General features: G+C 70.1%; 22 protein-coding genes. 12 read left to right on the top strand and 10 right to left on the bottom strand.

All coding sequences use genetic code 11. From position 1 onward, the window contains the following. Positions 1–5: 5 nt before the first annotated feature. Complete coding sequence (locus ACVHNB_RS06340; RefSeq protein ID WP_428952377.1) at positions 6–1,412, bottom strand: family 2B encapsulin nanocompartment shell protein; 1,407 nt, start codon at positions 1,410–1,412, stop codon at positions 6–8. Between the two features lie 188 nt (positions 1,413–1,600). Between ACVHNB_RS06340 and ACVHNB_RS06335 the strand changes: the two genes are divergently transcribed. The 3 genes from ACVHNB_RS06335 to ACVHNB_RS06325 all read left to right on the top strand — a co-directional run bounded on the left by ACVHNB_RS06335 (position 1,601) and on the right by ACVHNB_RS06325 (position 3,556). Then, positions 1,601–1,834 (top strand): hypothetical protein, encoded by a 234-nt coding sequence (locus ACVHNB_RS06335; protein WP_428952378.1) that lies wholly within the window; start codon positions 1,601–1,603, stop codon positions 1,832–1,834. A gap of 151 nt (positions 1,835–1,985) precedes the next feature. Next, positions 1,986–2,576, top strand: coding sequence for an N-acetylmuramoyl-L-alanine amidase (locus ACVHNB_RS06330; RefSeq protein ID WP_456227580.1), 591 nt, complete (start codon positions 1,986–1,988; stop codon positions 2,574–2,576). Positions 2,577–2,614: 38 nt separating this feature from the next. Further along, on the top strand, positions 2,615–3,556 hold the full coding sequence (locus ACVHNB_RS06325; RefSeq protein WP_456227579.1) for a 1-aminocyclopropane-1-carboxylate deaminase/D-cysteine desulfhydrase: 942 nt from the start codon (positions 2,615–2,617) through the stop codon (positions 3,554–3,556). Here ACVHNB_RS06325 and ACVHNB_RS06320 read toward each other — a convergent pair. Continuing rightward, positions 3,535–5,133: a Na+/H+ antiporter gene (locus tag ACVHNB_RS06320; protein WP_456227578.1), complete on the bottom strand. Its 1,599-nt coding sequence runs from the start codon at positions 5,131–5,133 to the stop codon at positions 3,535–3,537. The two genes, ACVHNB_RS06325 and ACVHNB_RS06320, sit on opposite strands and share 22 nt — an antisense overlap. Positions 5,134–5,184: 51 nt before the next feature. On the opposite strand from ACVHNB_RS06320, the gene ACVHNB_RS06315 reads away from it, so the two are divergent. From ACVHNB_RS06315 to ACVHNB_RS06305, 3 genes are all read left to right on the top strand, one after another. Continuing rightward, complete coding sequence (locus ACVHNB_RS06315) at positions 5,185–5,445, top strand: UBP-type zinc finger domain-containing protein (protein ID WP_428952382.1); 261 nt, start codon at positions 5,185–5,187, stop codon at positions 5,443–5,445. Between the two features lie 263 nt (positions 5,446–5,708). After that, a complete protein-coding gene (locus tag ACVHNB_RS06310; RefSeq protein ID WP_428952383.1) occupies positions 5,709–6,122 on the top strand; it encodes an ATP-binding protein in 414 nt (137 codons plus the stop codon). Beyond that, a complete protein-coding gene (locus tag ACVHNB_RS06305) occupies positions 6,119–7,144 on the top strand; it encodes an RNA polymerase sigma factor SigF (RefSeq protein WP_428952384.1) in 1,026 nt (341 codons plus the stop codon). Before ACVHNB_RS06310 ends, ACVHNB_RS06305 begins: the two co-directional genes overlap by 4 nt. A gap of 75 nt (positions 7,145–7,219) precedes the next feature. Here ACVHNB_RS06305 and ACVHNB_RS06300 read toward each other — a convergent pair whose 3' ends face one another. Further along, positions 7,220–7,672, bottom strand: coding sequence for a hypothetical protein (locus tag ACVHNB_RS06300; protein WP_428952385.1), 453 nt, complete (start codon positions 7,670–7,672; stop codon positions 7,220–7,222). 126 nt (positions 7,673–7,798) lie between these two features. Between ACVHNB_RS06300 and ACVHNB_RS06295 the strand changes: the two genes are divergently transcribed. Then, positions 7,799–8,767 (top strand): diacylglycerol/lipid kinase family protein, encoded by a 969-nt coding sequence (locus ACVHNB_RS06295; protein WP_428952386.1) that lies wholly within the window; start codon positions 7,799–7,801, stop codon positions 8,765–8,767. Between the two features lie 319 nt (positions 8,768–9,086). Further along, a complete protein-coding gene (locus tag ACVHNB_RS06290; RefSeq protein WP_016639615.1) occupies positions 9,087–9,344 on the top strand; it encodes a WhiB family transcriptional regulator in 258 nt (85 codons plus the stop codon). A 235-nt stretch (positions 9,345–9,579) separates the two neighbouring features. On the opposite strand, the gene ACVHNB_RS06285 is transcribed toward ACVHNB_RS06290, so the two are convergent. From ACVHNB_RS06285 to ACVHNB_RS06275, 3 genes are all read right to left on the bottom strand, one after another. After that, on the bottom strand, positions 9,580–11,046 hold the full coding sequence (locus ACVHNB_RS06285; RefSeq protein ID WP_428957555.1) for a sensor histidine kinase: 1,467 nt from the start codon (positions 11,044–11,046) through the stop codon (positions 9,580–9,582). A 340-nt stretch (positions 11,047–11,386) separates the two neighbouring features. Further along, positions 11,387–12,010: a TetR/AcrR family transcriptional regulator gene (locus tag ACVHNB_RS06280; RefSeq protein WP_428952387.1), complete on the bottom strand. Its 624-nt coding sequence runs from the start codon at positions 12,008–12,010 to the stop codon at positions 11,387–11,389. 52 nt (positions 12,011–12,062) lie between these two features. Continuing rightward, complete coding sequence (locus ACVHNB_RS06275) at positions 12,063–13,175, bottom strand: SIS domain-containing protein (RefSeq protein WP_456227577.1); 1,113 nt, start codon at positions 13,173–13,175, stop codon at positions 12,063–12,065. A gap of 317 nt (positions 13,176–13,492) precedes the next feature. Between ACVHNB_RS06275 and nagB the strand changes: the two genes are divergently transcribed. After that, positions 13,493–14,278, top strand: coding sequence for a glucosamine-6-phosphate deaminase (gene nagB, locus ACVHNB_RS06270; RefSeq protein ID WP_428952389.1), 786 nt, complete (start codon positions 13,493–13,495; stop codon positions 14,276–14,278). A gap of 99 nt (positions 14,279–14,377) precedes the next feature. On the opposite strand, the gene ACVHNB_RS06265 is transcribed toward nagB, so the two are convergent. The 4 genes from ACVHNB_RS06265 to ACVHNB_RS06250 all read right to left on the bottom strand — a co-directional run bounded on the left by ACVHNB_RS06265 (position 14,378) and on the right by ACVHNB_RS06250 (position 19,070). Further along, positions 14,378–15,880, bottom strand: a complete 1,503-nt coding sequence (locus ACVHNB_RS06265) for a glycoside hydrolase family 3 protein (RefSeq protein ID WP_428952390.1) — start codon at positions 15,878–15,880, stop codon at positions 14,378–14,380. 9 nt (positions 15,881–15,889) lie between these two features. Continuing rightward, positions 15,890–16,720 (bottom strand): carbohydrate ABC transporter permease, encoded by an 831-nt coding sequence (locus ACVHNB_RS06260; RefSeq protein WP_428952391.1) that lies wholly within the window; start codon positions 16,718–16,720, stop codon positions 15,890–15,892. After that, entirely contained in the window at positions 16,717–17,709 is a 993-nt protein-coding gene (locus tag ACVHNB_RS06255) for a carbohydrate ABC transporter permease (protein ID WP_428952392.1), read from the bottom strand. The genes ACVHNB_RS06260 and ACVHNB_RS06255 overlap by 4 nt, the downstream gene beginning before the upstream one ends. Positions 17,710–17,792: 83 nt before the next feature. Beyond that, positions 17,793–19,070, bottom strand: coding sequence for an extracellular solute-binding protein (locus ACVHNB_RS06250; RefSeq protein ID WP_456227576.1), 1,278 nt, complete (start codon positions 19,068–19,070; stop codon positions 17,793–17,795). Positions 19,071–19,476: 406 nt separating this feature from the next. Here ACVHNB_RS06250 and ACVHNB_RS06245 point away from each other — a divergent pair, with 406 nt between their 5' ends. The 3 genes from ACVHNB_RS06245 (at position 19,477) to ACVHNB_RS06235 (ending at position 22,654) form a co-directional block, all read left to right on the top strand. Further along, on the top strand, positions 19,477–20,241 hold the full coding sequence (locus ACVHNB_RS06245; RefSeq protein WP_428952394.1) for a GntR family transcriptional regulator: 765 nt from the start codon (positions 19,477–19,479) through the stop codon (positions 20,239–20,241). A gap of 81 nt (positions 20,242–20,322) precedes the next feature. Then, on the top strand, positions 20,323–22,482 hold the full coding sequence (locus tag ACVHNB_RS06240) for a carbon starvation CstA family protein (protein WP_428952395.1): 2,160 nt from the start codon (positions 20,323–20,325) through the stop codon (positions 22,480–22,482). Continuing rightward, the gene (locus ACVHNB_RS06235; RefSeq protein WP_428952396.1) at positions 22,451–22,654 is read left to right on the top strand and encodes a YbdD/YjiX family protein; all 204 of its coding nucleotides are present in this window, start codon (positions 22,451–22,453) and stop codon (positions 22,652–22,654) included. Before ACVHNB_RS06240 ends, ACVHNB_RS06235 begins: the two co-directional genes overlap by 32 nt. Positions 22,655–22,691: the final 37 nt, after the last annotated feature.

The raw sequence follows: 22,691 nt of genomic DNA, 5'->3' as shown, positions 1-22,691 counted from the left end.
GATCGTCACCGCCACCGGCCGATCTCGACGTTCTCCAGCACTCCGAGCGCGTCCGGCACCAGGACCGCCGCCGAGTAGTACGTGGTCACCAGGTACGAGATGATCGCCTGCTCGCTGATGCCCATGAACCGCACCGACAGGCTCGGCTCGATCTCGTCCGGGATGCCGGCCTGCCGCAGGCCGATGACGCCCTGCTCGTCCTCCCCCGTACGCATGCAGATGATGGACGTGGTCCGCGCCTCCGAGATCGGGATCTTGGCGCACGGGTAGATCGGCACACCGCGCCAGGTCGGGATGCGGTGCCCGCCCACGTCGATGCTCTCGGGGACCAGACCCCGCTTGTTGCACTCCCGGCCGAACGCGGCGATCGCCTTCGGGTGCGCCAGGAACATCTTGGAACCGCGCCGCCTGCTGAGCAGCTCGTCCATGTCGTCCGGGCTGGGCGCGCCGTCGTGCGGCTGCAGCCGCTGGTCGTACTCGCAGTTGTTGAGCAGGCCGAACTCCCTGTTGTTGATCAGCTCGTGCTCCTGGCGCTCCTTCAACGCCTCGACGGTGAGCCGGAGCTGGTGCTCCGTCTGGTTCATGGGCTGGTTGTAGAGGTCGGCGACCCGCGTGTGGATGCGCAGTACGGTCTGCGCGACGCTCAGTTCGTACTCGCGCGGCGCCGACTCGTAGTCGACGAACGTGCCGGGCAGCACGGCCTCGCCGACGTGCCCCGCGGAGAGGTCGATCTCCTTCTCCCCGTATTTGTTGGCCCGCTGCGCCGGGATCGAGCGCAGCGCCTGGAGATGGGCCCTCAGCGGCTCGGACCGCTCCGCGATCTGCTCCAGGTCGCGGCGCGGCAGTGTGAGCACCGTGCACGCGGTGACCGCGCGGGCCGTGTACTCCCAGATCGTCTCCGGGTCGAGCAGCGCCTGGTCGCCGAAGTACGCGCCGTCGGCGAGGACGCCGAGCACCGCGTCGTCGCCGTACGGCCCCGTGCCGATCTTCTCCACGCGGCCGTGCGCGAGCAGAAACACCTCGTCCGCCTGGCTGCCGAACGAGGCCAGCACCTCACCGGCCGCGAACTCCCGCTGCGTACAGCGCTGGGCGAGCTCCCCCAGGACGTCCGGGTCCTCGAAGTCCCGCAGCGCGGGCAGCTCCCCCAGCTCGGCCGGGATGACCCGGACCTGATCCCCTGTCTTCACGAACGTGATCCGTCCGTCACCGACCGAGTAGCTCAACCGCCGGTTCACCCGGTACGTGCCGCCCTGCACGTTCACCCAGGGCAGCGTCCGCAGCAGCCAGCGGGAGCTGATCTCCTGCATCTGCGGCGCGGACTTGGTGGTGGTGGCCAGATTCCGCGCGGCGGACGCCCCGAGGCTCTTCTGCGGCCCCGACTGCTCCGTGCGGATCTCTTCGCCTACCGACATGGATTGCCCTCCCGATCATGAACTGACCTGCGCGGACAAGACTTCCAGCACGGATCGTGCACGCGCCATTACACAAATGAGCGGGAATGGATCTGGGGCAGTCGGGGCATTGGTCGCGTTTTTCGGAACTCGAAGATCCCGGCGCGCGTTGATCGGGAAACGGCAGACAGCAGACAGAGGAGACGACCATGGCGGGCTTCCTGGACCGTGCCAAGGAGCAGGCGCAGCGCGGCCTGACGCAGGGCAAGCAGAAGCTGGACGACGTACAGGCACAGCGGGCCGGCGGCGACCTGCTCAAGAAGCTGGGCGCGGCGTACTACGAGGAGCGCAAGGGCACCGGCAGCCCGCAGGCCACGCAGCAGGCGCTGCAGGCCCTCGAAGCACACATCGCGACGAACGGGGACGGATTCCTGCGCGGCTGAGGTCCCGGCGCAGCGCACTCCGGCCACCGGTGTCCGGAACGGCTCGCACGGAATACGAACGAGTAGTCCGTGCGCGGTAGTTGCGGGTACAAGCAAGCGGTACGAGACGGTGCGCGACCGGCGGCCGTCGCGCCCCGCGAAGGAGACGGCCATGGCCCCACCCATGTCCGCGAGCAGTTTTCTCGCCGCCTTGAAGCGCGAGGGACTGACGGTGGCCGAAGTCGGCGACTGGAAGCATCACAACCGCAACCACAAGGGCGCCTGGGGCCCGATGCACGGCGTGATGATCCATCACACCGTCACCTCGGGCAGCGCGCGCACCGTGGACATCTGCCGTAAAGGCCACGCGGACCTGCCGGGCCCGCTGTGCCACGGCGTCATCACCAAGGACGGCCGGGTCCATCTGGTCGGCTACGGGCGGGCGAACCACGCGGGGCTCGGTGACGACGACGTGCTGCGGGCCGTGATCGCGGAGAAGGCGCTGCCGCACGACAACGAGGCGAACACGGACGGCAACCGCCACTTCTACGGCTTCGAGTGCGAGAACCTCGGCGACGGGCAGGACCCGTGGCCGGCGGCCCAGCTGGAGGCCATCGAGAAGGCGGCCGCGGCGATCTGCCGTCACCACGGCTGGACGGAGCGCTCGGTCATCGGGCACCTGGAGTGGCAGCCCGGGAAGGTCGACCCGAAGGGCTTCACGATGGCGTCGATGCGAGGGCGTGTGCGCGACCGGCTCAAGTAGCGCACCACGACGCGTCGGCCGCGCGGGCACCCGGACACATGTCCGACAATGGCCGGGTGCCCCGCCCGCCCACCGCCGATCTGCGCCCCCGGCTGCCCTCGCCGCTCACCGAGGTCGACGACGACCGTTTCGCGCGCCGCGGCGTGCGCCTGCTGCTCAAGCGGGACGACCTGATCCACCCGGATCTGATCGGCAACAAGTGGCGCAAACTCGCCCCGAACCTGACGGCGGCGCGAGGCCGCGCGCTCGTCACCTTCGGCGGCGCCTACTCGAACCATCTGCGGGCCACGGCCGCCGCCGGCCGCCTCCTGGGCGTGCCCACCCTCGGCATCGTCCGCGGCCAGGAGCTCGCCGACCGCCCGCTCAACCCGTCCCTGGCCCGCTGCGCGGCCGACGGCATGCGCCTGCACTTCGTCGACAGATCGACGTACCGGAACAAGAGCGATCCCGGCGTCCTCGCCGCGCTCCTCGACTCCACCGGCGCCGCCGACGCGTACGTGGTCCCGGAAGGCGGCAGCAACTCCCTCGCCGTCCGGGGCTGTACGGACCTCGGCCGGGAACTGCGCGGCCGCGCCGACGTCATCGCGCTCGCCTGCGGCACGGGCGGCACCCTGGCGGGTCTGGCCGCGGGGCTCGCGCCCGACCAGTCGGCCCTCGGCGTCCCCGTCCTCAAGGGCGGCTTCCTGGAGGCCGACGTCCGCGCCCTGCAAGCGGCGGCGTTCGGCGGCCCCCGCGGCACCTGGCGCATGGAGGACCGCTTCCATTTCGGCGGCTACGCGCGCGTGCCGGCCGAGCTGGCCGCCTTCGCCGACGATTTCGCGCAGCGCCACGGCCTTCCGGTCGAGCGGCTCTATGTCGCCAAAATGCTGTACGCGCTCGTCGCGCGCGCAGAGGAGGGCGCGTTCGCATCCGGCACGACCCTGGCGGCCGTCATCACGGGGAGCCCGTTCGAGGACCCTCAGTCGTCGACCTCCCGGTAGGCGGCGGCCTCCTCCAGGTCCAGCTTGCGCAGCAGGGTCCGCATCATCTCGTCGTCGATCCGCCGCTCGTCCCGCATCCGCACGAAGACCTCGCGCTCGGCGGCGATCGCCTCCCGCGCGAGCCTGCGGTACGTGTCGTCGGCGGACTCCCCGGTCACCGGGTTGGGCTGGCCGAGCCGCTCCCACACGGAGTTGCGGCGCCGCTCCAGAACGGTGTGCAGACGGTCCTGGAGCGGCTGCGGCAGGCAGTTGCGCCGGTCCTGCATCAACGCGTCCACGCGCTCCTCCGCGGCCGTGGAGGCGACGTTCTGCGCCTGCGCCTCGGCGAGCGTCTCGGCCTGCACGTTCCGGCCCGGGAGCTTCAGCAGTTTGATGAGCGGCGGCAGCGTGAGCCCCTGCACGACGAGGGTGCCGATGACGGTGGTGAAGGTAAGGAAGAGCACCAGGTTGCGTGCGGGGAACGGCTCCCCCTCGTCCGTGACGAGCGGGATGGAGAACGCGATGGCCAGCGACACGACACCGCGCATCCCCGCCCAGCTCACGATCAGCGGCCGCTTCCAGTCGGTGTCGCTCTCCCGCTCCCGGATGCGCGACGACAGCCACAACGGCAGGTACGTCGCCGGATACGACCACACGAAGCGGATCACGACCACCAGGACGAACACCGCGATCGCGTACCAGAGGGCCTGGCCCACGCTGTACTCACCGAGGTCCTGCAGGACGACGCGCAACTGGAGGCCGATGAGCGCGAACACGGCCGACTCCAGGATGAACGAGACGACCTTCCACACCGCGGCCTCCTGGAGCCGCGTCTCGAAGTCGACCTGCCAGGACCGGTGCCCGAGATACAGGGCGACGGTCACGACGGCGAGGACCCCGGAGGCGCCCACCTGCTCGGCGGCGGCGTACGCGACGAAGGGGATCAGCAGCGAGAGCGTGTTCTGCAGGATGGCCTCGGTGAGGTGCTTGCGCAGCCAGTGCAGCGGCACCATCAGCAGCAGCCCGACCCCGACCCCGCCGACGGCCGCCACCAGGAACTCCCGGATACCGCCCGCCCAGCTGGCCCCCTCCCCCACAGCGGCGGCGAGCGCCACCTTGTAGGCGGTGATCGCGGTCGCGTCGTTCACGAGCGACTCGCCCTGAAGGATCGTGGTGAGCTTCGACGGCAGCCCCACCCGGCGGGCGATCGCGGTCGCGGCCACCGCGTCCGGCGGCGCGACCACCGCGCCCAGGACGAGCGCCGCGGTCAGCGGCAGGTCCGGGATCAGCTCGTACGCGAGCCAGCCCACCGCCAGCGTGGCGAACAGGACGTAGCCCACCGACAGCAGGGCGACCGGCCTGATATTGGCCCGTAGGTCGAGATAGGAGCTCTCCAGAGCGGCGGTGTGCAGCAGCGGAGGCAGGATCAGCGGCAGCACGATGTGCGGGTCGAGCGTGTACTCCGGAATCCACGGCACATAGGAGGCCGCCAGCCCGACCGCGACAAGAAGGAGCGGTGCCGGAACCGGCGTCCTGCGTGCCGCCCCCGCCACCGCGGCACTCGCCGCGATCAGCCCCACCAGTGGCAATACGTCCATGGCCCGCTTTCCACCATCCCTCTTCGCGCCGCCCGTCGTAACCTGGCCATCATGAACGAGTGCTCGCACGTCGACGCGCTGCCGCACCCCGAACCGGCTCCCCTCAGTGAGACCTGTCCGGAGTGTCTCGCCGTCGGCAGTCACCCTGTGCAACTGCGGCTTTGTCTGATCTGCGGCCACGTCGGCTGCTGCGACTCCTCGCCGTACCGGCACGCGACGGAGCACTTCAAGGAGACCGGCCACCCCGTGATGCGCACCTTCGAGCCTGGTGAGAGCTGGCGCTGGTGCTTCGTGGACGACGTGCTTGTCTGATACGGGCGATCCGCACCCGCGTCGGGGTTCGACCGGTGAGTGCTTGGGTACGTCAACCCGGCGCCCGCTCTTTCCAATTGGGCCCGCACACCCTCTAGCCACTGTCCGTACCCGTAGGCTTACTATGAGTGACAGCAACGGGCCGGGGGTCCCCGGGACAGGAAAGTCGGGCGCGCGGTAGCGTCACCGCAGATATATGTGGCGCATCACCCGGGGGAGGACCTCCGGAGCCCGAAAGTGCTTGTACCACCTTGGAGGTGAGGGTGTCCCAGATCGCAGGCGAGCCCGGGAATCAGGACTTCGTGGAAGTCCGACTGCCGGCTGCGGGTGCCTACCTGTCGGTGCTGCGGACGGCCACGGCCGGCCTCGCAGCGCGTTTGGACTTCACCCTCGACGAGATCGAGGACCTGCGCATCGCGGTCGACGAGGCCTGCGCGATCCTGCTCCAGCAGGCCGTCGCCGGCTCCGTACTCAGCTGCGTGTTCCGTCTCGTCGACGACTCCTTGGAGGTGACCGTCTCCGCGCCGACCACCGACGGCCGGGCGCCGGAGCGCGACACCTTCGCGTGGACGGTGCTGTCGGCCCTCGCGGGCCAGGTCGACTCCTCGGTGGCCGAGGACAACACCGTCTCGATCAGCCTCTACAAGAAGCGCGGCGCGGGCCCCGGCCCGACGTGATGAACGGGGACGGTCCGGTGCGGGACGACAAGCGCGGCACACGGGATCTCCCGGCCGGCGGCACGGACGGCGTGCGGCGGCCGGTCGTCGGTATTCCCGAGCAGCAGGCCCGGCCCCACCCGGAGGACCCGGCGGCCGACGGGCCACAGCAGGCAGTGTCGGCCCCCGGGACCGGGCTTCGCGGGGGACCTGGGGGATCGGACGCGCGACGGGCGGGATTGATGAGCGACCACGAGCGACACGGTGAGCAGCAGGGCCGGCACGATCCGCGCGACCGCAGCGGTGCGCGGGCGATGTTCATCGAGCTGCGCACTCTCAAGGACGGCAGCGTCGAGTACGCGGAGCTGCGCAATCAGCTCGTGCGCATGCACCTGCCCCTGGTAGAGCACCTGGCGCGCCGTTTCCGCAACCGCGGGGAGCCGCTGGACGACCTCACCCAGGTCGCGACGATCGGCCTGATCAAGTCGGTCGACCGCTTCGACCCGGAGCGCGGCGTCGAGTTCTCCACGTACGCGACCCCGACGGTCGTCGGCGAGATCAAGCGGCACTTCCGTGACAAGGGCTGGGCCGTGCGCGTCCCGCGCCGCCTCCAGGAGCTGCGCCTGGCCCTGACGACGGCGACGGCCGAGCTGTCCCAGCTGCACGGCCGCTCCCCCACGGTCCACGAGCTGGCCGAGAAGCTGGCCATCTCGGAGGAGGAGGTCCTGGAGGGCCTGGAGTCGGCCAACGCGTACTCCACGCTGTCCCTGGACGTCCCCGACACGGACGACGAGTCCCCGGCGGTCGCCGACACGCTGGGCGCCGAGGACGAGGCGCTGGAGGGCGTCGAGTACCGCGAGTCCCTCAAGCCGCTCCTGGAGGACCTGCCGCCGCGCGAGAAGCGCATCCTGCTGCTGCGCTTCTTCGGGAACATGACGCAGTCGCAGATCGCCCAGGAAGTGGGCATCTCCCAGATGCACGTCTCGCGCCTGCTGGCCCGCACGCTGGCCCAGCTGCGCGAGAGGCTCCTGGTCGAGGAGTGACCTCCGAGCACGTACGCATATGAAGGCGCCCGGTGCGTTCACCGCACCGGGCGCCTTCGTGTCGCTCCATTGCGCCTACTTGGGCTGCTGTGCGCTCCCCGGCGTGCGGATGCCCAGCGCGCGCGTGGTCGCCGGATTGACCAGCAGCACCAGTGCGGCGATCGCCACCGCGGCGAGCGCGATCCCGCCCGGGATGGCCACGCTGTCGGCCTGCAGCAACGTATAGGCGACGGGCAGCGCCATGATCTGCGTGATGATCGCGGGGCCGCGGCTCCAGCCCTTGCGGGCCAGCAGCCCGCGCGCGGCCAGCAGCGGCAGCAGCGCGAGCACGATCAGGGTCACGCCGCCGGTGACGGCCTGCTCCGGGTTGTCGGGGTTCCCGGTGAGCCCGGCGACCAGCATGTAGGCACCGCCCACGACGAGCGCGGCCCCCTCGAGTCCGGCCAGGGCCGCCGCGGCGGTCAGCCGGCCGGGGCGCGGGCCGTCTTCTTCGGAGGTCTCGGGGGCGGGGTTCTGCTCTGAGGTCACCTTTGCAGAGTAGCCCCCGCCCGCTGCCGTCCCGCAGGGCGCACCCCGGGCCCGGGCCCGCCGGACTCTTACCCGACTCCTACCTCGGTCTGGGCGCGATCAAGGCCGCTAGGTACCCTGCATCGCATGCGTGCACTTCTTGTGGTCAATCCAGCGGCAACCACCACCAGTGCGCGCACGCGCGATGTCCTGATCCACGCCCTGGCGAGCGAGATGAAGCTCGAGGCCGTCACCACGGAGTACCGCGGCCACGCCCGCGACCTGGGCCGGCAGGCGGCGGAGAGCAAGGACATCGAGCTGGTCGTCGCCCTCGGCGGCGACGGCACGGTCAACGAGGTGGTGAACGGGCTGCTGCACAACGGCCCCGACCTCGACCGCCTGCCGGGCCTGGCCGTCGTGCCCGGCGGCTCCACGAACGTCTTCGCGCGCGCCCTGGGGCTGCAGAACGAGCCCGTGGAGGCCACGGGGCAGCTCCTGGACGCCCTGCGCGAGGGCCGCGAGCGCACGGTGGGCCTCGGCCTCGCCGCGGGCACCACGGGCACGGAGGACGAGGCGGTCCCGTCCCGCTGGTTCACTTTCAGCGCGGGCCTCGGGTTCGACGCGGGTGTGGTCGGCCGGGTGGAGCAGCAGCGCGAGCGGGGCAAGCGTTCGACACATGCCTTGTATGTGCGACAGGTCGTGCGCCAGTTCCTCGGTGAGCCCGACCGCCGGCACGGCACGATCACGCTCGAACGCCCGGGCGAGGACCCGGTCACGGATCTGGTCGTCTCCATAGTCAGCAACACCTCGCCGTGGTCCTTCCTGGGCAACCGGCCGCTCTATCCGACGCCCCAGGCATCCTTCGACACCGGCCTTGACGTGCTCGGACTCAAGAAACTGTCGACTCCCGCAGTGGCCCGCTACGGCACCCAGCTGCTGACGTCGACACCCGAACGCGGACCCCGCGGCAGGAACGCGGTCACGCTCCACGACCTCACCGACTTCACCTTGCATTCCAAGGTGCCGCTACCCCTTCAGATGGACGGTGACCACCTGGGGCTGCGGACGAGCGTGACGTTCACAGGCGTACGCCGTGCACTGCGTGTGATTGTGTGAGCGGAAGGGCCCAAAGTCCTTTATCTCGAACGTTTGGGCCAGGCTCCACCCCATGGAAGTACGGCTGTGACCTAGCCGACACCGAGGAATCAAAAAAAACTTTCCAGAAGGGGTTGTATCCGCCGCCGAGGTTTGCGAATCTCTACATGGCGCTCGGGACGGCCCGCAACATCGGCCCCACAGAGAGCCCGAATCCCCTCCTCAAAGCAACGGACCACCGTCGCCCATGTGACGTTCGGCCCTTCACTTGTTGAGGGATTCGTGAAAGCGTTCACATTCACAAGCAACCTGCATGTAATACCAAGGAGAGGTAGCAGCCATGGACTGGCGTCACAACGCCGTTTGCCGCGAAGAAGACCCCGAGCTCTTCTTCCCCATCGGCAACACTGGTCCTGCGCTGCTGCAGATCGAGGAAGCCAAGGCCGTCTGCCGCCGCTGCCCCGTCATGGAGCAGTGCCTGCAGTGGGCGCTCGAGTCCGGCCAGGACTCCGGCGTCTGGGGTGGCCTCAGCGAGGACGAGCGCCGCGCGATGAAGCGCCGCGCCGCTCGCAACCGGGCCCGTCAGGCCTCCGCCTGATTCCCCACCCCTCACGAGCCTGAGCCCGGCGGCGCGTACAGCGAGTACGCATCTCCCGCCCCCGAGCCGCAGCGCGCAGTACCCCCGATGCTCCCCCAGGCTCAGCCCGGGACATGACCCGAGCAACGCGAGCAGTGAGCCCCGGACCGTTCAACGGTCCGGGGCTCACTGCTGTTTGCTTCTGTGCAGCATCTCCACATCTGCGGGCGGGGTCACATGTGCGGATGTGGTGGAGCTACTTCTGGGTGCGTACCGGGATGTCGAGGACCACCTGGGTGCCGCGCTCGGGTGCGGGAACCATGTCGAACGTTCCGCCCAACTCGCCCTCCACCAACGTGCGTACGATCTGCAGCCCCAGATTGCCGGCCCGCTTCGGGTCGAAGTTCTCGGGCAGACCGACGCCGTCGTCCTGAACGGTGATCAGCAGGCGGGCGTCCTTGCTGGTGCCGCCGCGCACGGCCGAGACCTCGACGGTGCCGGTGTCGCCCTGGCGGAAGCCGTGCTCCAGCGCGTTCTGCAGGACTTCGGTCAGGACCATCGACAGCGGGGTCGCCACCTCGGCGTCCAGGATTCCGAAGCGGCCGGTGCGCCGCCCGGTCACCTGGCCCGGCGAGATCTCGGCGACCATGGCCAGCACCCGGTCGGCGATCTCGTCGAACTCCACGCGCTCGTCAAGGTTCTGGGAGAGGGTTTCGTGCACGATCGCGATGGAACCGACGCGCCGGACGGCTTCCTCCAGCGCTTCGCGCCCCCGGTCCGACTCGATGCGCCGGGCCTGGAGCCGGAGCAGCGCGGCCACGGTCTGCAGATTGTTCTTCACCCGGTGATGGATCTCCCGGATGGTCGCGTCCTTGGTGATCAACTCCCGCTCGCGGCGCCGCAGTTCGGTGACGTCCCGCAGCAGGACCAGTGATCCGATGCGCGCGCCCTTGGGCTTGAGCGGGATCGCGCGCAGCTGGATCGACCCTTCCTCGCCCTCGATCTCGAACTCGCGCGGCGCCCACCCGCTGGCCACCTTGGCGAGCGCCTCGTCCACCGGGCCGCGGGACGGGGCCAGTTCGGCCGTGGTCCGGCCCAGGTGGTGTCCGACCAGATCGGCCGAGAAGCCCAACCGGTGGTACGCGGACAGGGCGTTCGGCGACGCGTACTGGACGACACCGTCGGCGTCGAGCCGGATCAGTCCGTCGCCCACGCGCGGGGAGGCGTCCATGTCCACCTGCTGCCCCGGGAACGGGAAGGAGCCGGCCGCGATCATCTGCGCCAGGTCGGAGGCCGACTGCAGATAGGTCAGCTCCAGGCGGGACGGCGTGCGGACGGTCAGCAGGTTCGTGTTGCGGGCGATGACACCGAGGACCCGGCCCTCCCTGCGTACGGGGATGGACTCGACCCGCACCGGGACCTCTTCGCGCCACTCGGGGTCGCCCTCGCGCACGATGCGGCCCTCGTCGAGCGCGGCGTCCAGCATGGGGCGGCGGCCGCGCGGCACCAGATGTCCGACCATGTCGTCCTGGTAGGAGGTGGGCCCGGTGTTCGGACGCATCTGCGCCACGGAGACGTAGCGCGTGCCGTCGCGGGTGGGCACCCACAGCACGAGGTCGGCGAAGGAGAGGTCGGAGAGCAACTGCCACTCCGAGACCAGCAGGTGGAGCCACTCGAGGTCGGAGTCACCGAGGGCGGTGTGCTGGCGTACGAGATCGTTCATGGAGGGCACGAGCCGAGCGTACCCGGCGGCCGAACGGGCCCGAAAAGTCGGGAGGCTCCTGAAAAGACCGACGGGCCGCGGCGCCGGGGGTCGGGACCCTCAACCCTTTCCCTGGCACCGCAGCCCTTCAGGTGCATCGGCTTCCAGGTGTGCGGTTCCCGGGTGCCGATCGAGGATCCGCCGCAGTCAGGGCAGAGAGCGCGGAACCTCTGTCCGTCCTCCTGTGCGGGGAGGGCGGAGGTCTTCATTACGCATTGTGGACTAGACCATTCTCCCATGTCTATGCGTCGGCAGAGGTTTGTTGTCGTCGTTTCCTCCGAGCCCGCGGGGGCGCCCGTCCTCACTCACGGGTGCCGGGGCGCGTCGGTTCACCGCCCGGCCAGGCGGCCATCGCGAGGCCGGCGATCGACTCCAGCTCGGCCCTGCTCGCGCCGTCCCGCGACTGCTGGGACATGCCCTGGAAGACGGCTCCCACGAAGCGGGCGAGCGCCGCCGCGTCGGTGTGCTCCGGCAGCTCGCCGGCGGCCACCCCCCGGCGCAGCCGGTCCTCGATGGCGCCGAGGCTGGCGCCGCGCTGCTTGCGCAGGGCCTGCTCGACCTCGGGGGTCGCGCAGTTCGCCGCGGCGTGGATCACGAGGCAGCCGTGCGGATGGGACGGGTCGGTGAACTCGTCGGCCGCCTCCCGCAGCAGTCGCTCGACGGCGCCGCGGGCCGTGGGCTCCTCGGTCAGGGCGCGGCCGGGCCGGGAGCCGTGCGTGACGGCGTAGACCCGCACGACCTCCTCGAACAACGACCGCTTGTCACCGAAGGCGGCGTACAGACTGGGGGCGCCGATGCCCATCTCGCGGGTCAGGTCGGAGACCGAGGTCGCCTCGTACCCGTGCTCCCAGAAGGCCCGCATGGCCTTCTCCAGGGCGGCATCCCGGTCGAAGGAGCGGGGCCGTCCGCGCTGCTTGGTCGCCATGGGGCGAATTCTATAGCGCCCGCTAGACAACGAGGGCGGGCGTGGGGCCCCGCTACCGCGTCTCCGTGACCTTCGCGAGGGCCCGCGGCGCGTCCGGGTCCTGGCCCCGGGCGATGGTCACCTCGTACGCGAGGCGTTGCAGCGGCAGGATCTCCAGCACCGGCTGCAGCTCCTCCGGCACCCCTGCGGTCGGCAGGACGAACCCGGCGGAGGCCTGAGCCACCTGCGCCTCGGGGCCGATCACCACCAGGTCGGCGCCGCGCCCGCGCAGCCGGTCGAGCACCGGCTGGAGCGCGCGCCCGCCCGGGCCGTCGGTCACCACGGCGATGACCGGGGAGACGTTGTCGACCATGGCGAGCGGGCCGTGCAGCAGATCGGCGCCGGAGTACGAGAGAGCCGGGATGTAGCTGGTCTCCATGAGCTTCAGGGCCGCTTCCTTGGCGGTCGGATAGCCGTAGCCGCGGGAGGTGATCACCATGCGGTCGGCGAAGCGGTAGCGGGCGGCGAGGGTGCGGACCTCGTCCTCGCGGGCGATCAGGTCGGCGGCGAGACCGGGCAGCACGGCGGCGGCCGACCCGTCGCCGCCGCGCAGCCCTTCGACGAAGAGGTACAGCGCGAGCAGCGCGGCGGTGTACGTCTTGGTCGCGGGGAGCGCCTTCTCCGGTCCGGCGAGGACGTCGATGTGGTGCTCGCAGACGGCGGCGAGCGGGGAGTCCGGGTTGTTGGTCACGGCGAGGGTGATCGCGCCGGCCCGGCGGGCGGCCTTCGTCGAGGCGACCAGGTCGGGCGAACCGCCGGACTGGCTGACGATGATCACGAGGACGTCGCGCAGATCGGGCCGGGCTCCGTAGGCCGTCGTGGTGGACATGGAGGTGAGGCCGCAGGGCAGGCCGAGCCGGATCTCGAGGAGGTACTTGGCGTAGAGAGCGGCGTTGTCCGAGGTGCCGCGGGCGGCGAGCAGGACGAAGCGGGGGCCGCGGGCGGCGACCTGACGGGCGACCTCCTGGATGCGCGGGGCGCCGGTGTCGAGGAGGCGGCGCAGCACGTCGGGCTGTTCGCGGATCTCGCGGGACATGATCCGCCCGGGCCGCTCCCCCTCCGGCTCCCGCGACAAAGTACCCGACGGCCGGTCCTGCGGGGGTGGGGTGTCTGGCGTGGCGGACATGCGGGCACCTCCTGTGGGTGGGCGCGGGCCCCCGGGCCACGTGGTCCGGGCGCCTTCGGCACCTTCCACTGTGAACGCCCGCCGTCCGGCCCGCCCAGCGGAGCGGCCCCGGGGTGCGGCGCGGGTGCCGGGCGACCGGGTCCCCGAGCCCCCGCCGTTCCCTGACGCCCGGCCCCTCGACATGCCGAGCACCGGCGCAGCGCCGAGCATGGACGCAATGGGGCCCGCGCGGGGCCTGACCGGCTGGGGTTCGCTCTGCTAGATTGGTCTATACCACATTCCCCTCAGTCTCCTCCGACCAGAACGGCAGGCCCAGCGTGGAAGTTGTGATCGTTCCGGACGCCAAGGCAGGTGGCGAGCTGATCGCCGAGGCCATGGCCCAGCTGCTGCGGCGCAAGCCCGACGCGTTGCTCGGCGTGGCCACCGGCTCGACCCCGCTGCCCATCTACGAGGCGCTGACGGCCAAGGTGCGCGCCGGTGAGGTCGATGCGTCGAAGGCCCGCATCGCCCAGCTCGACGAGTACGTGGGGCTGCCGACCGGGCACCCCGAGTCGTACCGGGCGACCGTGCTGCGCGAGGTCGTGGAGCCGCTCGGGCTCGACGAGGGTTCCTTCATGGGCCCGGACGGCAGCGCGGACGACGTGCAGGCGGCGTGCGTGGCGTACGACAAGGCGCTCGCCGAGGCGGGCGGCGTCGACCTGCAGCTGCTCGGCATCGGCACCGACGGGCACATCGGGTTCAACGAGCCGTGCTCGTCGATCGCCTCCCGGACCCGGATCAAGACGCTGACCGAGCAGACCATCACGGACAACGCGCGGTTCTTCGACGGTGACCTGAGCCAGGTGCCGCGGCACGTCATCACGCAGGGCATCGGCACGATCCTGGAGGCCCGGCACCTGGTGCTGCTGGCCACCGGCGAGGGCAAGGCGGACGCCGTGGCGGCGACCGTCGAGGGGCCGGTCGCCTCGGTCGTGCCGGCGTCGGCGCTGCAGCTGCACCCGCACGCGACGGTCGTCGTCGACGAGGCGGCGGCGTCCAAGCTGAAGCTCGCGGACTACTTCCGGCACACGTACGTGAACAAGCCGGAGTGGCAGGGCCTGTAAGCCAGGCGTGTAAGCCGGCCCGGATCACCGCGTCGGACACAGAGAAGGTGCCGGTCACCCCGAGCGGGGTGACCGGCACCTTCTCTGTGTCCCGGGCCGCTAGCCGGCGACGATGACCTCCGCGGCGGCGATCCCGCACACCCGTGCCGCGCCGTGCGTGGCGATGTGCAGCGCGCCCCGCGGCGGGGCCTGCGGCACGCCCATCTCCACGACCACCGTGTCCGGGCGCGCGGCGAGCAGGGTGTCCAGGGCCCCGGCCATCCACGCGTGACGGTGTTCGTCGCGGACCACGGCGACGATGCGCTGTTCGCCCGCCGCGGCCAGTGCGGCCGCGCCCGCGTCCGGGCCCGTGTAGGAGCCGGTGGTGGTGCCGGGCAGGAGCCGCTCGAGTTCGGCGGCGACACCCCAGGGGGTCTCGTCGCCGACCGCGATGTTGGCGACCGGCGAGAAGGCCGCGACGTGCACGGGGTCCAGCACCGGCGGGGCGTAGCCGTCGCGGGTCACGGTGACCGCGCGACGGGCCGCGACCAGGCCGACCTCGGTGCCGGACGCGCCCCCCGACGCGCCCGCCGACCGCTCGGCCCGGCCCGCCGCCGCGGTCCACTCCGCCAGGGCACGCACCCGGGCGGCGGCGTCCGCGAGCCGTTCCTCGGGCAGTTCGCCGGTGCGTACGGCGGTGACGAGGGCGTCCCGCAGCCGGTTCACCGTCTCCTCGTCGGAGAGGCCGCCGCCCACGCAGATGGCGTCGGCCCCGGCGGCGATGGCGAGCACGCTGCCGCGCTCGATGCCGTACGTCGAGGAGATGGCCTGCATCTCCATGCCGTCGGTGACGATGAGGCCGTCGTAGCCGAGTTCCTCGCGGAGCAGACCCGTGAGGATGCGGCGGGACAGGGTCGCCGGGCGGTCCGGGTCCAGGGCCGGGACCAGGATGTGGGCGCTCATCACGGCCCGGCTGCCCGCCGCGATCGCCGCGCGGAACGGGGCGAGGTCGCGGGCGTGCAGCACGTCGAGGCCGACGTCGATGAGCGGCATGTCGTGGTGCGAGTCGACGCCCGTGTCGCCGTGCCCGGGGAAGTGCTTGGTGCAGGCGGCGACGCCGGCGGCCTGCATGCCCTCCACGTACGCGGCGGTGTGCCGGGCCACGAGCGAGGTGTCGGCGCCGAAGGAACGGACGCCGATGACCGGGTTGTCGGGGTTGGCGTTGACGTCGGCGGACGGCGCCCAGTTGAGGTTGACGCCGCACTCGGCGAGGCGGCGGCCGAGCTCGTGGGCGACGGCACGGGTGAGGTCCACGTCGTCGACGGCGCCGAGGGCGTGGTTGCCGGGGAACGAGGAGCCCGTACGGACCTCGAGGCGGGTGACGTCGCCGCTCTCCTCGTCGATGGCGACGAGGAGGTCACCGCGTTCCGCCTTCAACTGGGCGGTCAGGGCGGCCACTTGCTCGGCGGTCTGGATGTTGCGGCCGAAGAGTCCGACCGACGCGAGGCCCTCACCGAGGCGGCGCAGCAGCCAGTCGGGGGCGGTGGTGCCGGTGAAGCCCGGCTGCAGGACGGTCAGCGCGTCGCGGGTGAGCGTGTCGGTGCCGCTGGTGAGAGTGGTCATCAGGTGGCGTTATCCCTTCACGGCGCCGGAGGTGAGGCCGCTGACGGCCTTGCGCTGCAGGAAGACGAAGAGGATGAGGATCGGGATCGCGAAGAGCGAGGACGCCGCCATCGTCGCACCCCAGTCGTCACCGAAGGCGGTGCGGAACTGGGAGATCCACAGCGGCAGCGTCTGCTTCTCGACGGCCTTGTTGAGGATCAGGACGAGCGGGAACTCGTTCCAGGCGGTGATGAAGCCGAACAGCGAGGTGGCCATCAGGCCGGGCGCGAGCAGCGGGAAGATCACCTTGATGAAGGCCTGCGGCCGGGTGCAGCCGTCGACCATCGCGGACTCCTCCAGCTCCTTGGGCACCGCGGCGACGTAGCCGCGCAGCGTCAGGATCGTGAAGGGCAGCACCATCATCATGTAGAAGACGGTGAGCGGGACCAGGCTGTCCAGCATGTCGTTGTCGCGGACCAGCATGTAGATCGCGATGACCATGACCTCCCAGGGGGCCATCTGCGCGATCATGAAGACGATGATGAAGCCGCGCCGTCCCTTGAACCGCATGCGGGCCAGGGCGAAGGACGCGAACAGCGCGATGATCAGGGAGAAGACCACCGAGAGGATCGTCACGGTGAGCGAGTTGCCCACCAGGGTCCAGAAGTGGTCGGCGTGGATCGCCTTGTCGAAGTGGTCGAGCGTGACGTTCGTCGGGATCCAGACCGGACTGTCCGTGACGATGTCGTTCGTCGGCTTGAAGGCCGTGGCGAACATCCAGTAGACGGGGAAGGCGAAGACGACGAACAGGGCGACGGCGACCGTCCCCGGCCAGATCCGTCCGACGAGTGAGCGCCTCACAGCTCGTCCTCCTCTTGCTTGAGCACCAGACGCAGGTAGTACGAGGTGAGCGCGAGCAGCACCAGGATCGTCAGGAACGCGATGGCGGAGCCCATGCCGAAGTGCTGGTTGCCGAAGCCCTCGACGAAGGCGTAGATGGGCAGGGTCTCGGTGAGGCGGTCAGGACCGCCCTCGTTCATCGCGAAGATCTGCGGGAACGCCTTGAAGACCCAGATGACCTCGAGGAACGTCGTGGCCAGCAGGAACGGCTTGAGGAACGGGAAGGTCACCGAGGTGAACGACTTCCACGTGCCGGCACCGTCCAGCGAAGCGGCCTCGTACAGCTCCTTGGGGATGGTGGTCGTGGCGGCGTACAGGTTGATCGCCACGAACGGGATCGACTGCCAGACGATGAGGAGCGTGACCACCGAGAAGGTGGACAGCTGGGTGGCGAGCCAGTTGTGGTCCGCCATGGAGTGCCAGCCGAGCGAGTCCAGCACGGAGTTGATGACACCGAAGCGCTGGGCGAACAGCCACTGGAAGACGGTGGTCGCGGCGAGCACCGGCATGGCCCACGCGAGCACCAGGCCGAACAGCAGCAGCAGGCGCATCTTCTTGCCGAGCCGGGCGAGCAGCAGGCCCACCAGGGTGCCGAGCAGCATGATCAGCACCACGTTGACCGCGGTGAAGATCACCGAGCGGAGGACGACCCGCCAGAAGTCCGAACTGCCCAGGACCTCTTTGTAGTTCTCGACCCCGTTCCACTCGGTCAGGTGGAGGATCAGCTGGCGCGGATTGAGGTTCTGGAACGACAGCATGCCGTTCTTCACCAGGGGCCAGCCCAGCAGGACGATCGTGGCCACCAGGGCGGGCAGCAGCAGGAGGTAGGGGGCGGGCGCGCCCTTGCGTCGTTTCTCGCCGGATCCCTCCGGCCTGCGCGGGGGCGGCGCCTCGGTCTTGCGGACACCGGTCACCCCGGCCGTGTCCGTGCCTTCAGTCTGCACTGACATGACTCGCCATCTCTTCCGTGGCCGTACGGTCGACACGCCTGTGCCGGGGGCACCCCGTCAGGGGCGCCCCCGGCCGAGGGTGATCAGTTCTTCTGCGCGAGGCGCTTGTTGATCTCGCCCTCGACGGACTTGGCGGCTTCCTCCGGCGACTTGCCGTTGAGCACCGCGGTCATGTAGCTCTTGATCGGGTTCGGGGTGTTCTCCACCGCGGCCCACTCGGGGATCAGCGGGGTGGTGCCACCCACCGCGGCGCCCGGAGCGGCGGCCTCGGCGACGGCGTTGCCCTTGAGGTTGGACTCGAGCGACGTCTTGTTCGGGATGACACCGCTCTCCTTGGCGAGCCCGCCCTCGAACTTGTCGGACAGCGCCAGCTTCAGGAACTCCTTGGCCAGCTCCTGCTTCTTGCTGCCGGCGGCGACGGCGAGGTTCGAGCCGCCGAGGAAGACGCCCTCGGGCTTGTCGGCCGTCTCACCCGGGATGGTGAAGTAGCCGATGTCCTTCTCGATCTTCTTGTTGGCCGCGATGGCGGTGCCGCCCTCCCAGCCCATGCCGATGAAGGCACCGACGTTGCCCTTGGCGAAGACCTCGGCCTGCTGCGGGGTGGCCTCGTCCTTGTCCTTGGGGGCCTTGGAGTAGGAGGCGTACTTCTTGTAGATCTCCATGGCCTTGGTGACCTTCGGGTCGCCCAGGTTGGAGACGTACTTGTCGCCTTCCTTCTTCACCAGGTCGGCACCCTGGCCGATGGTCAGGCCGTCGAAGAAGTACCAGTTCTGACCGGGCAGGTAGATCGGCTCGGCCTTGGTCTTCTTGCCGATGGCCTCGAGGTCCTTGTAGAACTCGTCGCGCGTCTTCGGGGTGTCCTTGATGCCGGCGTCGGCCCAGACCTTCTTGTTGTAGACGACGACGCGGTTGGCGAAGTACCACGGCGCGGCGTACTGCTTGCCCTCGTAGACCGAGGACTTGGAGACGGACTCGGTCCAGTCCGAACCGATCTCCTCCTTGAGGTCGCTCAGGTCGGCGAGGCCGCCGGTGGCCGCGTAGGCGGGGGTCTGGGTGTTGCCGACCTCGATGACGTCCGGCGGGGTCGACTCCGACAGCGCGGTCGTGATCTTCTGCTGGATGCCGTCCCACTTCTGGGTCTCGAACTTCAGCTTGGCGCCGGTCTTCTTCTCGAAGGCGGCCGTGAGGTCCTTGGTCCAGTTCGGCGGCGTCGAGCCGTCCATGGCCCAGACCGTCAGGGTCTGGCCCTTGAAGCTGTCCGGGCCCGCCTTGCTGCCGCTGTCACCGTCGTCGCCCCCACAGGCCGCGACCGCGGACATCATCGCCGCGACGCCGACGGCCGCAATGAGCTTGCGCTTCATGTCACCCTCCTCAGGGATGCCTGAACCCCCCACCCACAGCGATGACATACGGCGAGTACGCAACATACGTACGCGGATACGGCTGATGGGACTGGGACCTGGCCACTAATGGTGTAGACCAGTACCGGGAGCTTGGCCCAGACCAATAAGCGTGTCAAGAGTGGCCGAGAAAGGTCCGTGCGTCCGTTATCGGAACGACACCCGCCCACCGCGGCACGGGTGTTGAGCGGAAATGAGGGACCGCTCCCACCGCCCGGCAGCGTGGACTAGACCAGACGGTCACCGGACGGTATAAGGAGGGATCACGGAGCGTGCGGGGAGTCCCCCGCAGCGAGCCGTGCCACGATGTGAGCCGTGACCGACGGGTACGCCGGTCGCATCGGCACCGGAGCCGGGAAGGCGGAGCATGAGCACCGACGTCAGCAGTGCGGAGAACGAGAGCGGGGCGCCCGTCCGTACCGCACGCGTGCCCAAGTACTACCGCCTGAAGAAGCACCTCCTCGACATGACGGAGACCCTGCCGCCCGGCACGCCGGTGCCGCCGGAGCGCACGCTCGCCGCCGAGTTCGACACCTCCCGCACCACCGTCCGCCAGGCCCTGCAGGAGCTGGTCGTCGAGGGCCGGCTGGAGCGCATCCAGGGCAAGGGCACCTTCGTCGCCAAGCCCAAGGTGTCACAGGCCCTCCAACTCACCTCGTACACCGAGGACATGAGGGCGCAGGGCCTGGAGCCGACCTCGCAGCTGCTCGACATCGGGTACGTCACCGCCGACGACACGCTCGCCGGGCTCCTCGACATCTCCGCAGGTGGACGCGTGTTGCGCATCGAGCGGCTGCGGCTGGCCAGCGGCGAGCCGATGGCCATCGAGACGACGCACCTCTCGGCCAAGCGCTTCCCGGCGCTGCGCAGGTCGCTCGTCAAGTACACGTCCCTCTACACGGCGCTGGCCGAGGTCTACGACGTCCACCTCGCCGAGGCCGAGGAGACCATCGAGACATCGCTGGCCACACCGCGCGAGGCCGGCCTGCTCGGCACCGACGTGGGCCTGCCGATGCTGATGCTCTCCCGCCACTCCATCGACGGCTCGGGCCAGCCGGTGGAGTGGGTGCGCTCGGTGTACCGGGGCGACCGCTACAAGTTCGTGGCGCGCCTCAAGCGGCCCATGGACTGAACGGCTCCGCACGCGGTGTAGCGCGGCTCACCTTTCTGCCCTACGGTCCTCCCGTCGTCGCATGGACGGGAGGACGCACACGTGCGTACCGGATCTCGCCGCTCTCCGCGCACCATCGCCCTGTGGACCCTTGTCGCGCTCGTCGGCGCGGCCGGCTGGTCCGTGCTCGCCCTCTCCCGCGGCGAGGAGATCTCCGCCGCGTGGATGGTGGCCGCCGCCCTCGGCTCGTACGCCATCGGCTACCGCTTCTACGCGAAGTTCATCGCGCACAAGGTGCTGCGGGTGGACGCTCGCCGGGCCACGCCCGCGGAGCGGCTGAACAACGGCATCGACTTCCACCCGACCGACCGGCGCGTGCTGCTCGGCCACCACTTCGCCGCCATCGCCGGGGCCGGACCGCTCGTCGGACCCGTGCTCGCCGCGCAGATGGGGTATCTGCCGGGGACGATCTGGATCATCGTCGGCGTCATCTTCGCGGGCGCGGTCCAGGACATGGTCGTGCTGTTCTTCTCCACCCGGCGCGACGGGCGTTCGCTGGGGCAGATGGCGCGCGAGGAGATCGGCCCGTTCGGCGGGGCCGCCGCGCTGCTCGCCGCGTTCGCCATCATGATCATCCTGCTCGGGGTGCTCGCGCTGGTGATCGTGAACGCGCTGGCCGCGTCCCCCTGGGGCACCTTCTCCATCGCGATGACGATCCCGATCGCGCTGTTCATGGGGTTCTACCTGCGGGTGCTGCGGCCCGGGCGGGTGAGCGAAGTCTCCCTGATCGGCGTCGCGTTGCTGCTGTTCGCGCTCGTCGCGGGGCGCTGGGTCGCCGAGTCGTCCTTCGCGGACACCTTCACGCTCGCGCCGTCGACGCTGGTGATCTGGCTGGTGGCGTACGGCTTCGTCGCCTCGGTGCTGCCGGTGTGGATGCTGCTCGCGCCGCGCGACTACCTGTCGACCTTCATGAAGCTGGGCACGATCGCGCTGCTGGCCGTCGGGGTCGTCGTCACGCTGCCGACACTGAAGATGGACTCCGTCACCGGCTTCGCCTCGCGCGGGGACGGGCCGGTGTTCGCGGGGTCGCTGTTCCCGTTCGTCTTCATCACCATCGCGTGCGGCGCGCTCTCCGGGTTCCACGCGCTCATCGCGTCCGGCACGACGCCGAAGATGATCCAGAAGGAGACGCAGGTCCGGATGATCGGCTACGGCTCCATGCTGATGGAGTCGTCCGTGGCCGTGATGGCGCTCGTCGCGGCCTCGATCATCGACCCGGGGCTCTACTTCGCCATGAACGCCCCGGCCGGCGTCATCGGCGACACCGTGCAGTCCGCGTCGCAGGCCGTGGCGAACCTGGGCTACTCGATCTCACCTGCGGAGCTGGCGCGGGCGGCCCAGCAGGTCGAGGAGTCGAGCCTGCTGTCCCGTACGGGCGGTGCGCCGACCCTCGCCGTCGGCGTCTCAGAGATCTTCTCGAAGGTGACCGGGGACGGACTGCGCGCCTTCTGGTACCACTTCGCGATCATGTTCGAGGCGCTGTTCATCCTGACCGCGCTCGACGCCGGGACACGCGTGGGCCGCTTCATGCTCCAGGACATGCTCGGCAACGTGTACAGGCCGTTCAAGAACGTGAGCTGGAAGCCCGGCCTGCTGCTCACCAGCGCCCTCGTGGTCGCCCTGTGGGGCTACTTCCTCTGGGTCGGCGTGCACGAACCGCTCGGCGGGATCAACCAGCTCTTCCCGATCTTCGGCATCGCCAACCAGCTGCTCGCCGCGGTGGCGCTGACCGTCTGCACCACGCTGCTGGTGAAGTCCGGGCGGCTCAAGTGGGCCTGGATCACCGGGATCCCGCTCGCCTGGGACGCCACCGTCACCCTGACCGCGAGCTGGCAGAAGGTCTTCTCCGGCGATCCGCGCGTCGGGTTCTTCCAGCAGCGCTCGGACTACCAGGACGCCATCGACGCGGGGAAGGTCCTGCCGCCCGCCCGGACCATGGACGACATGCACACCGTCGTCACCAACTCCACGGTGGACGGCGTCCTTTCGGCCGCGCTCGCCGTGCTCGTCGTCGTGGTGATCGTGGACGCGGCACGGGTGTGCCTGAGGCACGTACGGGATCCGGAATCGTCGAAACTCAGCGAGGCACCGTACGTCGAGTCCACGCTGATCGCACCGGCCGGGCTCGTCCCCAGCCGGCAGGAGAAGGCGGAGATGAAGGAGGCGCGCGATGCCGGCATCGGTGCTGCTTCGGGTGGTTAGACATGTGCGCTGGTACGTACGTGAGTTGACGGACGAATCGGCGTACGAGCGCTATGTCGCGCACGCGCGCTCCGCGCACCCGGGTGCCTCCGTGGCCTCGCGGCGCGAGTTCGAGCGCATGCGGACGGACCGCCAGGAAAAGGACCCGGGGCGCGGGTTCCGCTGCTGTTGAGGGTAAAGAGCTCGTCCGTTATCCGGACAGGGGTTCC

The sequence above is a fragment of the Streptomyces sp. YJ-C3 genome (assembly GCF_053891275.1).
Note: the sequence above shows the minus strand (reverse complement) of the source record. Positions and strands in the feature narration are given on the sequence as shown.